We start from the raw sequence: 12,049 nt of genomic DNA, 5'->3' as shown, positions 1-12,049 counted from the left end.
GAAATTGCGGCAAGTGCTAGAAGGCGCCCGCCTTTCCTTGCGTTGCCTTGTCGGGCGCCGGCGCGTCGCTCGCCTCGATGAAGATGCGCTTGATCATCGGGAACCGCGCGCGCACCTGCCGCTCGATGGCCGCGACGGCATCGGCGGCGGCGCCGGTCTGGGTGTCGTCCCTGAAGTTGACGTCGACGACCGCCAGCACCTCGTCGGCGCCGATGTACATCGACAGCACGTGGCCCACGTCTTCCACGCCCGGCTGCTCCATGGCGATGGCGCGGATGGCGCGCGCCGTCTCCGGCCGGATGCCCTCCCCGATCAGCAGCCCGCGCGCCTGTCGGATGAGGAACACCGCCACGCCCGCCAGCAGCACGCCGATGACCACCGACGCCACGCCGTCGAGCTCGGGCATGCCAAGCGAATGGCTGAAGTAGATGCCCAGCGCCGCCACCGCCAGCCCCGCCAGCGCGGCGGAGTCTTCGGCCAGCACGGTGTAGGTGGTCGGGTCCTTGCTGCGGTCCAGCGCCTGCCAGAAGGGCTGCCCGCGTGCCTGCGCGCGAAACTCCTTCAGCGCGATGAAGAAGCTCGTGCCCTCGAACAGCGCCGCGGCCGCGAGCACCACGTAGTTCCAGGTCGGGTCGCGCATCGGCTCGGGGTGGCGGATGTGCTGTATGCCTTCGAAGAACGACACGCCGCCGCCCAGCCCGAAGATCAGCACCGCGACGATCAGGCTCCAGAAGTACAGCTCCTTGCCGTGCCCGAAGGGATGCTCCTGCGTGGCAGGCCGCTTGCTCAGCCGCAGCCCCACCAGCAGCAGCACGCCGTTGAAAGTGTCGACGGCCGAGTGGATGCCTTCGGACAGCATGGCCGAGCTGCCGGTGATGCCCGCCACCACGAACTTGGTGATGGCGATCGCAACGTTCGCGCCGATGGCGCCGTAGATCGCGACCTTCGACTCAGCCATGAAGGGAACCGGCCGTGCGCGTCATGCCGCTTCCATGGAGGCCGCGGCGAGCGCGTCGTTGCCCGCCTCGCCGAGCCAGCGGCGCTTGTCGCGCAGCGGCGGCGCGCCGAACATGCGGCCGTACTCGCGCGCGAACTGCGACGGGCTTTCGTAGCCCACGGCGTGCGCGGCCGAGGCCACGTCGGCGCCGGCGATCAGCATCTGCCGGCGCGCCTCCTGCAGCCGCAGCTGCTTCTGGTACTGCAGCGGGCTCATGGCGGTGACGGCCTTGAAGTGATGGTGGAACGACGACACGCTCATGTGCACCGCGCGCGCCATGTCCTCCACCCGCAACGACTGCGCGTAGTTCACGCGCAGCGCGCTGATGGCCTTGGCGATGCGCTGGGTGTGGCTGTCCTGCAGCGCGATCTGCCGCAGCCGCGCGCCTTCGCCGTTCACCAGCAGGCGGTACATGATCTCGCGCTTGATGAGCGGCGCCATGATCGGCACGTCCTCCGGCGTGTCCAGCAGCCGCAGCAGGCGTAGCACCGGCTCCAGCACGGGCATGGCGATGCGGTTGACGTACATGCCCCGCGATGCCGGCGCGTTGGCCTTGGCGGGCAGCTTCTCGTCGCGAATCAGCTCGCCGATGTCGTCCAGCGCCAGTTCCAGCCGCAACCCCAGGTAGGGTTCGTTGTGGCTGGCCACGCGCACCTGGCCGCACACCGGCAGGTCGACCGAGGTCACCAGGTAGTGCATGGGGTCGTACACATAGATGTCGTCGCCCACGATGATGCGCTTGGAGCCCTGCGCGATCAGCCCCAGCGCCGGGGACGCGAACGCGTGCTTGGGGCCTTCGGGCTTGCTGATGCAGAACACATGCAGGCCGGGCACGGCGGTGACGACGGTGCCGTCCTGCCCGCCCATGACATGCTTGAGCAGCGCCACCAGTTCCTTGCGGGCTTCGTCGATCTCGGGTTCGAGCGGCATCGGCTGGGCCGGCTGGCCGACCACGGCGTTGATGGAGGGTGTTTCGTCGGACATGTTCAGGGCCTTGTCGCGATGGGGGCCGCGCGGCGGCCGTGGAGGAATGAGCGGTTTGCAGCTTAGCGCCCCGCCCGGAAATTCGCACGCACGGCAAAAGAGGTCTGGAGAATCAGGCAAATACTTTGCAGGAACGCGCTCGCCTCGCCGGGGTCCGCGGCCGGATACTTTTTGCTGTCGCCCCGGGCCGACCGGTACCGGAGCGCCTTCAACGCAAAGGAATCACGCCATGCAATACCGCAAATTCGGCCGCACCGGCCTCCTGGTGTCGGAACTGTGCCTGGGCACCATGACCTTCGGCGGCTCCTCCGGCATCTGGGGCCAGATCGGCAACCTGCAGCAGTCCGAAGCCGAAGGGCTCATCGGCCGCGCGCTGGACGCCGGCATCAATTTCATCGACACGGCGGACGTGTACTCCGAAGGGCTGTCGGAGCAGATCACCGGCCAGGCCCTGAAAAACCTCAAGCTGCCGCGCGACAGCTTCGTGCTGGCGACCAAGGTGCTGGGCGAGACCGGCAGCAAGGGCGTCAACTCGGCCGGCGCCTCGCGTTTTCACATCATGGACGGCGTCAAGGCCAGCCTGAAGCGGCTGCAGCTGGACCATATCGACCTGTACCAGATCCACGGCTTCGACCCGCTCACGCCCATCGAGGAAACCGTGCATGCGCTCGACACACTCGTGCGCCACGGCCATGTGCGCTACGTGGGCGTGTCGAACTGGGCGGCCTGGCAGATCGCCAAGGCGCTGGGCATCGCCGAGCGCGACCGGCTGGCGCGCTTCGAGTCGCTGCAGGCGTACTACACCATCGCCGGGCGCGACCTGGAACGCGAACTGGCGCCCATGCTGCGCAGCGAGAACGTCGGCCTGATGGTCTGGAGCCCGCTGGCGGGCGGCCTGCTGAGCGGCAAGTTCGGCCGCGACATCGAGGCGGAGCAAGGCAGCCGCCGCGCCACCTTCGACTTTCCGCCGGTGAACATCGACCGCGCCTACGACTGCATCGACGCGATGCGCCAGCTGGCTGAGGGCCGCAAGGTGTCGGTGGCGCAGATCGCGCTGGCATGGCTGCTGCACCAGCAGGTCGTGACCAGCGTGATCATCGGCGCCAAGCGCGTCGAGCAGCTGGACGACAACATCGCCGCCACCGCCATCAAGCTGACACCCGACGAACTGGCCACGCTGGACAAGGTGAGCGCGCTGCCCGCCGAGTACCCCGGCTGGATGCTCGAGCGCCAGGGCGGCGCGCGGGCCAAGCGGCTGGCGGAATCAGGCCGGCGCGGCTGAGGCTTCCGGCGCTTGCACGGCAGCAAGGCGCGCGGCGTGCGCCGCCGTCGCGCGCAGGGCGCGCAGGTCGATGTGGCGGGCCGCCTGTGCGGCATCGGCCTGCGCCAGGTGCGGCACGATGCCCAGCAAAGGCGCGCCGAGCCGGGCCCTCAGTGTCTGCAGGTTGGCCTGCGGCGCGAGCATCAGCGGATCGACCATGCTGGCCACCCAGCCCGCGAGCACCAGCCCGCGCGCGCGGATCGCCTCGGCGGTCAGCAGCGCATGGTTGAGGCAGCCCAGCCGCAGCCCGACCACGAGGATCACCGGCAATCCAAGCGCCACCGCGAGATCGGCGCTGTCCAGGTCGTCGCCGAAGGGCACGCAGAAGCCGCCCACGCCCTCGACCACCACCGCATCGGCGCGCGCCGACAGTTGCGCAAAGGCTGACAGCAGCGGCTGCAGGGCGATGCGCACGCCCTCTTCCCTGGCCGCGAGGTGCGGCGACATGGGTGCGCGCAGCAGGTACGGGCAGCGCAACGCCAGCGGCGCGTCGACGTTGCCGGCCTCGTGCAGGCGCGTGACGTCCTCGTTGTGCCATTGCCTGTCGCCGATCTGCTCCAGGCCCGCGGCCACCGGCTTCATGCCGACAGCGCGCAGGCCCGAGCCGGCCAGCAGGCTCAGCATCGCGCTGCTGACCAGCGTCTTGCCGATGCCGGTGTCGGTGCCAGTGACGAACCAGCGGCGCGGCGTCATGCGGCCTCCTTGCAAGGCTGCTGCGCGAGCGCCCGCCCCATTGCGTCGATCAGCCGCGCCACGTCGGCCTCCGTGTGGCTGGCCGACAGCGCGATGCGCAGCCGCGCGGTGCCCTCGGGCACGGTGGGCGGGCGGATCGCGCCGACGCGCAGGCCCTGTGCATCGAGCAGCGCCATCATGCGCATCGCGCGCGCGTTGTCCCCGACGATCAGCGGCTGTATTGCCGTGGGCGACGGCGGCAACCACGCGCCGCCATCGCGGGGCAGCAGCCCGGCCAGCCCCTGCCGCAGCTGCGCAATGCGGGCCTGCAGCCGGCCGCGCCGCTCGTCGCCCTCATCGCCTTCGATCAATGAAAGGCTGGCGAGCAAGGCATGCGCCACGGCCGGCGGCGCGGCCGTGGTGAAGATGTAGGGCCGCGCGCGCTGCACCAGGTAATCGACGACGGTGCGGTGCGCCGCCACGAAGGCGCCCGCCACGCCCGCCGCCTTGCCCAGCGTGCCCACCAGCACCAGCCGCTCGGAGCGCAAGCCCATGGCTTCGAGCACGCCGCGCCCCGTCGCGCCCAGCACCCCGAAGCCGTGTGCATCATCGAGCACCAGCCAGGCGTCGTGCCGCTCGGCCAGCGCCAGCAGTTTGGCCACCGGCGCGATGCATCCGTCCATGCTGAACACCGCGTCGCTCACGATGAGCTTGACCGGCGCATCGCAGGCGCCGAGCTGCGCGTCGAGCGCGGCAACGTCGTGATGCGGATAGCGCTCGACGCGGGCCTTGGCCAGGCGCGCGCCGTCGATCAGCGAGGCGTGGTTGAGCGCTTCCGAGAAGATCACCGCCTCCGCACCGCCCAGCGCCGACAGCACCGCGAGGTTGGCCATGTAGCCGGTGCAGAAGAACAGGCTGCGCGCCTCGGGGATGAACGGAGCCATCCAGTCCGCGAGCCGCTCTTCGAGCTGCGCATGAGCGCGCGAGTGGCCCAGGATCAGGTGCGAACCGCCGCTGCCCGTACCGTACAGCGCGGCGCCTTCGGCCCAGGCCGCCGCCAGCGCGGGATGCGCGGCAAGGCCCAGGTAGTCGTTGCTGCTGAAGCCGAGCATGGTGCGCGGCGCCGAGGCACCGTGCAGCGTGAGCGTCTGCCGGGGCGCGCAGGCGGTCTCGGCGATCTGGCGGCGGCGGCGCAGCGATTGCGCGTCGAGCGCATCGATCTCGTCCTGCAGGCGGTCAAGCAAGCGCGACATCGCGGGCTCCTTCTTGCTGTTCACCGGTGGCCGCTACCGCCTTCAGCGTGGCCAGCGTGCCGTCGACCAGCAGGTCGATCTCGCCGTCGTCGATGGCATACGGCGGCATCAGGTAAACGGTGTTGCCGATCGGGCGCATCAACAGCCCGTGGCCGCGCGCGACCATGTGGAACCGTTCGGCGAAGCGCGCGCCCGGCTCGCGCACGTCGAACGCGGTGATCAGGCCCTGCTGGCGCAGGTGGTCGGCCGGCAAGCCTTCGAGCCCGTCATGCAGCCTTTGCAGCAGGCGCGCGGCACGGGCGCGGTTGCGCCGCAACACGTCTTCGCTGTCGAACAGGTCGAGCGTGGCCAGCGCCGCGCGGCAGGCCAGCGCGTTGCCGGTGTACGAGTGCGAATGCAGAAAGCTGCGCGCCGCGTCGTCGTCGACGAAGGCCGCGTAGATCTCGTCGCGCGTCATCACCAGCGCGAGCGGCAGGTAGCCGCCGCTGATGCCCTTCGACAGGCACAGGAAGTCCGGCCAGATGCCGGCCTGCTCGCAGGCGAAGAAGCTGCCGGTGCGGCCGCAGCCGACCGCTATTTCGTCGGCGATCAGGTGCACCTCATGACGGTCGCACAGCGCGCGCACGCGCCGCAGGTATTCGGGGTCGTGCATCGCCATGCCGGCGGCGCATTGCACCAGCGGCTCGAGGATGACGGCGGCGATGCTGTCGTGGTGCGCGGCCAGCAAAGCCTCGAGTTCGGCGGCGGCGCTGCGCGCCACGTCGGCGGGGCTTTCGCCCGGCAACGCGCTGCGCGCATCCGGCGAGGCGACGAGGTGCGCGTTCGCGAGCAGCGGCGCGTAGGCGTCGCGGAACACCGGCACGTCGGTCACGTGCAGCGCGCCCAGGGTCTCGCCGTGGTAGCCCTGGCGCAGCGCCACGAAGCGCTGCTTGCCGCCACGACCGGCATTGCGCCAGGCATGGAAGCTCATCTTCAGCGCGATCTCCACCGCCGAAGCGCCGTCGGACGCATAGAAGCAATGGCCCAGCGCATGGCCCGTGAGCGCCGACAGGCGCTCGGCCAGTTCCACCGCCGGCGCATGCGTGCAGCCCGCGAGCATCACGTGCGGCAGCGTGTCGAGCTGTGCCTTCAGCGCGGCATTGATGGCCGGATGCGCATGGCCGAACAGGTTGACCCACCATGAGCTGGTCGCATCCATGTAGCGCCTGCCTTCGTGGTCGAACAGCCAGACGCCCTGGCCGCGCGCGATGGGCAGCGGCGGCGCGGCTTCGAGCCGGATGCTCTGGGTGCATGGGTGCCACACATGGCGCCGGCTGCGTTGCTGCCAGCCGGCATTGCCGGAAGAGAAATCGGTCGTCGAGGGCACCCGTGCATTCCTTTGGAGAGGGACTGAGGCGCGGGATCGTATAGAGGCGTTACGCCGCGGGCAAACAGGCTTCGAGGGCGTGACAAGACGGTGTGTTGGGCGATGTTGACAGGGGTAGAACGCGCGTTGGAGTCAACGTCGCGCAAGACAACCGCATCGTGCAAGCGAGCCAGCATGCGGGCTCGTTGCAAGTTGTCAGGCTGCCGCCAGAGAATGCTGTGGAATGTCCGATTCGCGCGAGCGACAGAGCCGCTTCCGCGATTTTCGGCCACGCGATTGGCGCGTTGCCGACATCGCTAACCTGGGCTTTTTCTGACCAGCGCGGTGATGTAGCCCGCCAGCGTGATCGCGCCGCACTCCGGCCGCTGCGGCGCGAACCTGTTTTCGAGCGTGATGCGCGTCATCGCCGCATAAGACCTGGCCGCGGCGTTCGAAAAGCCCAGCGCCTCGAATGCCGGCACCCATTGCGCCTGCGGCGTCTGCACTGCCTCCACCGGCCGCCCCAGGGCCTCTGCGAAAGCCGCCGCCACGTCGGCCGACGAGTAGCGCGCCGGCCCTTCGACATGGTGCGGCCCCGAAGACTCGGCCGGCCCCAGCATCAGCTTTGCAGCGAACTCGCCCAGATCGTGCGGCGCGACCATCGGCAGCGTGAAATCCGGCGGGTACATGGTGTGCACCTTGCCCTCTTCGCGCGCGGTCTTGAGCGACGCGTCCCAGTTGCTCATGTAGTAGGCCGCGCGCAACGCGCTGAACGGCACCGGCCCGGCCTGCAGCGCCTGTTCCATCTCGTGGAGCACGCCGAGGTCGCCAATGCCTTCGCCGGGCTGCGCGCCATACACCGATTCGGCAACGATCTTCTCTGGCCTGCAGCCCTCGAGCGCGGCCAGGATGGCGCGCAAGCTGCGGCGTTCCTCGGCGACCGTGTCGGTGGACGGGGGCGCCGGCGGGTTCAGCACGAAGATTCTCTTGGCGCCCTGGAACACACGGTGCAGCGCGGGCGTGTCGAACACGTCGACTTCCGCCACGCGCGCGCCCTTGCGGCGCAGCGCCTCGGTCTTGCTCGCATCACGCGTCAGCACGGTGACGGGCTCGTTGCGCCCGAGCAAGGCCTGCGCTAGCGCCAAGCCGACGTGTCCCGTCGCGCCAAGAATGATGTGCATCGCCAGCGCCCCGGACGCTCAGCCGCGCTTCTCGGCGTTGCGCTTGCGGGTGGCGGCGGCTTTCCTGGCCGAGGCGGAACGCTCGGCCGCCGTGCGGTGCGCCGCGGCGGCGCCACCCAGCCGGCCGCCCTTGCGCGCCGGCGCGTGGTTCTCGGCCTTGCCACGGCCCGAGCCCGACTTCTTTCCGCCGCCGGTCTCGGCGTTCACCGTGGCCCAGGCGCGGCGCTCGGCTTCGGCCTTGCCGACGCCGCGATGTTCGTAGCCTTCCTCGATGTGCTCGGCCTGCCGCTTCTGCTTGTCCGAATAGGACGACTTGTCGCCTCTTGGCATGTTGCTGCTCCTGCAAGGTTGAGGAGCTTTCGATGCTGGAGATGCAAGCGGCCGTGCGGGTAAGAAGACGCAAGCGCCTCGCGTAAGCGCTGTCTGTCTTGTGTCAAGGGCGCGTCAGCAGGCCACTCACGCCGGCGTGCCGGCGAGCAGCGGCACCGGTGCTGCCAGCGAAGCCACCATGGCCAGCAGCGTGTCGCCGAAGCCGCCGCGCGCACGCGCATCGGTGCGCGCGCTGGTGGTGACGCGCGGGCCGGCGCTCCAGGCAATGCGCGCACCGCTGGCCTCCAACGCCTCGACCAGCGCCACGTCCTCGCTGCAGGCCAGCGGCGCGAAGCCGCCGGCACGGCGATAGGCCTCGGCCGCCACGCCGAGGTTGGCGCCGTGCACATGCCGGTGATTGTCGGCATGCGTGTAGCGGCTGTCGAAATGCGCCCTCGCCCGCTCGCCTTCGGCGCCGAGCACGCTCCAGTCGTCCACGCTGACGCAGCCGCACACCGCATCGGCGTTTTCGGCCAGTTGCATCGCCAGCCAGTCGGGGGCGACCACGGTGTCGGCATCGGTGAAGGCCAGCCAGCGCGCGCCGGCCTCGATGCACAGCTCGGCACCACGGGCACGCGCAATGCCGACGTTGCGCACGTCGAGCGCCAGCCGCGCCACGCGGTGCTGCTCCGCGATGCGCTCGCTGCCGTCGGTGCAGCTGTCGAGCACCACGATCACGCCGACCGGCTCACCGCACAGCGATTCGTGCCGCGCCGCGACCCAGACGGCTGCCAGCGTGGCGCCCAGCCGTTCGCATTCGTTGTGCGCGGGAATGACGACCCCGATCACCGGATGCCCTCGCGCTGCGCCACCGAGCGGCCGTCGCGCGCCCATGCATGCAGCACGAAGTCGTCTTCCTCGTGAAGCACGAGGCGCGCGAGGCCGAGTGCGCCGAGGATGCCGTGCACCTCGTCCGTCGGCAGGCTTCGCTGCTCGAAGCCGGGCCGCCAGTCGCAGGCCACCAGAGTGCCGTCCGCGGCCAGCGAGGCTTTGCAGCATTCAGCCACGCGCTGCATGTCCGCGCGCTGCAGGAAGTAGCCGACTTCGCTGAGCACGATCAGGTCGAAGGGGCCGGCGTCCCGCGGCCAGTCGCCGGGCAGCGCGTGCTGTTCGACACGCACGTTGGTCAATTCGCGGGTGCGCTCTTGCGTGATCTGCACCGCGCGGTCGGAAAAATCGCTCGCCAGCAGTCGCCCGCAGCGTGCCGCGAGCGCATGCGTGAGTTCGCCGGCGCCGCAGCCGGGTTCATAGGCCTTGGCGTAGTGCTGCCGCGGCAGCGCGGCCAGCAGCACGGCGCGCTTGCGGGCTTCATACCAGCGGTCGCGCAGCGCATACGGGTCGTCGCTGTGCGCATAGAGCGCGTCGAAATAGGGGCGCTGTCCATCGGTCACAGGAACACCACCTCGTAAGGCCGCGCGGCGCGTTGCACGGTGGTTTCGCGAAGCACCGGGCCGGAACCGGTGGACGCGTCACTGCGCAACTGGCTGGTGAAGGCCTGTACCGCCGCGCGCTTGCGGCGCGCGGCTTCCTCGCTGAGCAACAGGCGAAAGGCGTGCTGCCACGGCATGCGCGCATCGCCGGGGTGCGACCAATGCCAGCCCCAGACCGGCACTTCGACCAGCCGCGCGCCCGCGCTCGCCGCAGCCATGGCACAGGCCTCGCCGGTGGCTTCGTGGTCGGGGTGGCCGTCGTGGCGCCAGGTGGTGAAGACCACGTCGCGAGGCCGCAGCAGCGACACCAGGCGCGCCGCGAGCACCGCCCGCTGCGCCTTCAGTCCGCCATCGGGCATGCCCAGCCGCGTGGGCGCGATGCCGTCCAGCCCCAGGCGATGCAGCGCCCTCAGGCTCTCGCGCGGGCGGGCCTGCGCGAGCCGCTCGGGCGGCCATTCGGTGGACCCCTGATGGCTGGCGGTGCCGTCGGTCACGGCGATCACTTCCACCGGCGTGCCGCTGTCGGCAAGCTGCGCGAGCAGTCCCCCGACGGCCAGCACCTCGTCATCAGGGTGCGGCGCGACCACGACCGCGCGCGAACCCGCGGGAACCAGATCGTGCGGCGCGACCGTGGGCAGGCCCGCCAGGCCGGGCCAGTTGCGCCATTCGGCTTCGGTCGTGCCTTCGCCGCGGATGGCGCGGCTTTCTACAGCGTCCATGGCGACGTTCCCTCTTCGGTGTTGCTGGTGATGATCGACTGGCCCAGCGCCGCGAGGTCGCGCTCGGCATGGCTCTGGCGCAGGAACACCGGCAGATCGGCCATGGCGCGCGCGAACTTCGGTTCACGGCACAGCGGGCCGGCGCCCACCGCCCGGCCGGCGTGGTGCATGAGTTCTTCCGCAGCCCGCTCGACAGCGAGCCGGACCCGCATCGCGACGCGCTGCGCGTTGTCTCGCGGATGGCGGTCGATCCATTCGGCGGATTCGCGCAGCAATGCAGCGGCGCCGCCGAGCGCGACCTCCATGGCGCCCAGATGGGCCAGCCGGTGAGCGTCGGCCTTCGGCCCGGTGGATTCGCGAACCCGCCGAGCGATGCCGAGCGCGCCGCCGAACCAGCAGGCGGCGATGCCCGCCCCGCCCTGCCAGAAGCCCGGGCGCCGCGTGTAGTCGCCGGGCTGGCCGACCAGCACGGCCCGCGCGTCGTCGAAGCGCACGTCCACGCTGGCGCTCGCGGCCATGCCGACGGCATGCCAGCCTTCGCCGGTCACGCGGACGCCGGGCTGGTCCATCGCGACCGCGGCCAGGCACGGTTGGCCTTCCGTATTCCAGCCGCTGACCACCGCATGCGTGACGCTGGCCGCGCCCGAGCACCAGGCCTTGGTGCCGTTCAGCCGCAGATCGCGCCCGCCTTCAGCCACTTCGAAAACAACGCGCGCATCGGGCGGCTCGGCGCACCACGTGCCCCAGCGCGCGCCCGGCGGGACGGCCGGCACGCCGCCGCCGAGCTCGGCCAGGATGGCGAGCGCGTCGGTGTGGCCTTCGAACAGCTTGACGAGCGAGAGATCGTGCGCCGCGACTGCCGCCAGCACGCGCCAGCGCGCGAGGGTCTGGCCGCCGCCAGGCAGCGGCAGCACGTCGAGGCCCGCGTCGACCAAGTGCTTCAGCGCCAGATCGAGGCCATGCCGGAGCGTGAGGGAGGCAAGGGCATCGGCGGGGTCTGAATCGAACATCGACCGACCTTAGAAAAGCCTCGCGCGCCGACCCGTCGGCGCGCAGCACCGGCGCCTGTAGGAGCTTGGCTGTCGCTCGGCCTCTTCGTCGGTCTGCGCGCAAGCCCTGTCCTGCCCCCGCCGGTTGCGCGTGGTCAGCGTGCTCTACGTGTTCGCAGGGTGATGGAGTAGCGCAGCGCCTCGGTCGGTGCAATGGCGTGTTGCCATGCCCAGCGCGCCGGCCCGCGCAGCAGGTACACCGAGCGCGGCTCGATCAGGAACTCGAGCGCGGCCGGCCCCGAGGCTGGTGCGCCCGGCACGTAGGGCCTGAACTGCATCACCGCGTCGTTGTGCAGCGAGACGCCGATGATGTCCTCGAACTCGGGCACGTCGCGGTGCCATCCGAGCGGCGTGCCGGGGCGGTACTCGGCGATCAGCATGTGGCCGAGGTCTTCGGGCGCGATGCCGGCCCACGCGGCAACCTTCGCGCGCAGCGGGTGCAGTGCTTCCGGCAGCGGCGGACCGGGCTTGAGGCGGTTGGTGCCGAAGTCATAGCTGCCGCCGAAGCTGGTGCCCCGGCGCCGCGCCGTGTATTCCTTGTAGCGCATCTCCTTGAGTGGCAGGCCCTGCACGATGCCCAGCAGGTCGGCCTCTTCGGCAAGCGACAGGAAGTCGCGCTCGTAGCGCAGGCCCTCGACGGCCGCCGCCGGCGCCTCGCCGAACAGGTCGGGGTGGGCGGCGTGCTCGAGGCGTCTGGCAGTGCGCGTCTTCCTTGTCATGTGCCCTCAG

Annotated in this window: 13 protein-coding genes; 1 reads left to right on the top strand and 12 read right to left on the bottom strand. The window is 70.5% G+C overall.

Going from position 1 to position 12,049, the window contains the following annotated elements; genetic code table 11:
- Nucleotides 1-16: 16 nt before the first annotated feature.
- Both WIX39_RS17095 and WIX39_RS17090 read right to left on the bottom strand, forming a co-directional pair.
- The gene (locus WIX39_RS17095) at nucleotides 17-958 is read right to left on the bottom strand and encodes a cation diffusion facilitator family transporter (RefSeq protein ID WP_081271598.1); all 942 of its coding nucleotides are present in this window, start codon (nucleotides 956-958) and stop codon (nucleotides 17-19) included.
- Between the two features lie 21 nt (nucleotides 959-979).
- Nucleotides 980-1,981 carry an AraC family transcriptional regulator gene (locus tag WIX39_RS17090; protein WP_081271599.1) on the bottom strand — a complete coding sequence of 334 codons (1,002 nt, stop codon included), beginning with the start codon at nucleotides 1,979-1,981 and terminating at the stop codon, nucleotides 980-982.
- Between the two features lie 229 nt (nucleotides 1,982-2,210).
- On the opposite strand from WIX39_RS17090, the gene WIX39_RS17085 reads away from it, so the two are divergent.
- Nucleotides 2,211-3,263 carry an aldo/keto reductase gene (locus tag WIX39_RS17085; RefSeq protein ID WP_106934561.1) on the top strand — a complete coding sequence of 351 codons (1,053 nt, stop codon included), beginning with the start codon at nucleotides 2,211-2,213 and terminating at the stop codon, nucleotides 3,261-3,263.
- On the opposite strand, the gene bioD is transcribed toward WIX39_RS17085, so the two are convergent.
- From bioD to WIX39_RS17035, 10 genes are all read right to left on the bottom strand, one after another.
- The gene (gene bioD / locus WIX39_RS17080) at nucleotides 3,246-3,995 is read right to left on the bottom strand and encodes a dethiobiotin synthase (RefSeq protein ID WP_106934562.1); all 750 of its coding nucleotides are present in this window, start codon (nucleotides 3,993-3,995) and stop codon (nucleotides 3,246-3,248) included. The two genes, WIX39_RS17085 and bioD, sit on opposite strands and share 18 nt — an antisense overlap.
- Complete coding sequence (gene bioF / locus WIX39_RS17075; protein WP_106937447.1) at nucleotides 3,992-5,227, bottom strand: 8-amino-7-oxononanoate synthase; 1,236 nt, start codon at nucleotides 5,225-5,227, stop codon at nucleotides 3,992-3,994. Before bioF ends, bioD begins: the two co-directional genes overlap by 4 nt.
- Nucleotides 5,211-6,593: an adenosylmethionine--8-amino-7-oxononanoate transaminase gene (bioA, locus tag WIX39_RS17070; RefSeq protein WP_409195456.1), complete on the bottom strand. Its 1,383-nt coding sequence runs from the start codon at nucleotides 6,591-6,593 to the stop codon at nucleotides 5,211-5,213. Before bioA ends, bioF begins: the two co-directional genes overlap by 17 nt.
- Before the next feature lie 296 nt (nucleotides 6,594-6,889).
- Entirely contained in the window at nucleotides 6,890-7,753 is an 864-nt protein-coding gene (locus tag WIX39_RS17065) for an NmrA family NAD(P)-binding protein (RefSeq protein ID WP_106934564.1), read from the bottom strand.
- 18 nt (nucleotides 7,754-7,771) lie between these two features.
- The gene (locus WIX39_RS17060; RefSeq protein WP_081270606.1) at nucleotides 7,772-8,083 is read right to left on the bottom strand and encodes a plasmid stabilization protein; all 312 of its coding nucleotides are present in this window, start codon (nucleotides 8,081-8,083) and stop codon (nucleotides 7,772-7,774) included.
- Nucleotides 8,084-8,209: 126 nt separating this feature from the next.
- Nucleotides 8,210-8,911, bottom strand: coding sequence for a glycosyltransferase (locus WIX39_RS17055; protein WP_081270605.1), 702 nt, complete (start codon nucleotides 8,909-8,911; stop codon nucleotides 8,210-8,212).
- Complete coding sequence (locus WIX39_RS17050; protein ID WP_106934565.1) at nucleotides 8,908-9,513, bottom strand: class I SAM-dependent methyltransferase; 606 nt, start codon at nucleotides 9,511-9,513, stop codon at nucleotides 8,908-8,910. The genes WIX39_RS17055 and WIX39_RS17050 overlap by 4 nt, the downstream gene beginning before the upstream one ends.
- Nucleotides 9,510-10,271, bottom strand: a complete 762-nt coding sequence (locus tag WIX39_RS17045) for a PIG-L deacetylase family protein (protein ID WP_106934566.1) — start codon at nucleotides 10,269-10,271, stop codon at nucleotides 9,510-9,512. The genes WIX39_RS17050 and WIX39_RS17045 overlap by 4 nt, the downstream gene beginning before the upstream one ends.
- Entirely contained in the window at nucleotides 10,259-11,281 is a 1,023-nt protein-coding gene (locus WIX39_RS17040; RefSeq protein WP_409195455.1) for an acyl-CoA dehydrogenase, read from the bottom strand. The genes WIX39_RS17045 and WIX39_RS17040 overlap by 13 nt, the downstream gene beginning before the upstream one ends.
- A 134-nt stretch (nucleotides 11,282-11,415) precedes the next feature.
- Entirely contained in the window at nucleotides 11,416-12,039 is a 624-nt protein-coding gene (locus WIX39_RS17035; protein ID WP_106934568.1) for an alpha-ketoglutarate-dependent dioxygenase AlkB, read from the bottom strand.
- Nucleotides 12,040-12,049 lie beyond the last annotated feature (10 nt).

Origin of the sequence: Variovorax sp. AB1(2024), assembly GCF_037482385.2 — a bacterium.
In the GTDB taxonomy this organism is placed as follows: domain Bacteria; phylum Pseudomonadota; class Gammaproteobacteria; order Burkholderiales; family Burkholderiaceae_C; genus Variovorax.
Note: the sequence above shows the minus strand (reverse complement) of the source record. Positions and strands in the feature narration are given on the sequence as shown.

Coding starts and splice junctions, on each gene's coding strand:
- WIX39_RS17095 (WP_081271598.1), bottom strand. CDS start 958: ATGGCTGAGTCGAAGGTCGCGATCTACGGCGCCATCGGCGCGAACGTT.
- WIX39_RS17090 (WP_081271599.1), bottom strand. CDS start 1,981: ATGTCCGACGAAACACCCTCCATCAACGCCGTGGTCGGCCAGCCGGCC.
- WIX39_RS17085 (WP_106934561.1), top strand. CDS start 2,211: ATGCAATACCGCAAATTCGGCCGCACCGGCCTCCTGGTGTCGGAACTG.
- bioD (WP_106934562.1), bottom strand. CDS start 3,995: ATGACGCCGCGCCGCTGGTTCGTCACTGGCACCGACACCGGCATCGGC.
- bioF (WP_106937447.1), bottom strand. CDS start 5,227: ATGTCGCGCTTGCTTGACCGCCTGCAGGACGAGATCGATGCGCTCGAC.
- WIX39_RS17065 (WP_106934564.1), bottom strand. CDS start 7,753: ATGCACATCATTCTTGGCGCGACGGGACACGTCGGCTTGGCGCTAGCG.
- WIX39_RS17060 (WP_081270606.1), bottom strand. CDS start 8,083: ATGCCAAGAGGCGACAAGTCGTCCTATTCGGACAAGCAGAAGCGGCAG.
- WIX39_RS17045 (WP_106934566.1), bottom strand. CDS start 10,271: ATGGACGCTGTAGAAAGCCGCGCCATCCGCGGCGAAGGCACGACCGAA.
- WIX39_RS17040 (WP_409195455.1), bottom strand. CDS start 11,281: ATGTTCGATTCAGACCCCGCCGATGCCCTTGCCTCCCTCACGCTCCGG.
- WIX39_RS17035 (WP_106934568.1), bottom strand. CDS start 12,039: ATGACAAGGAAGACGCGCACTGCCAGACGCCTCGAGCACGCCGCCCAC.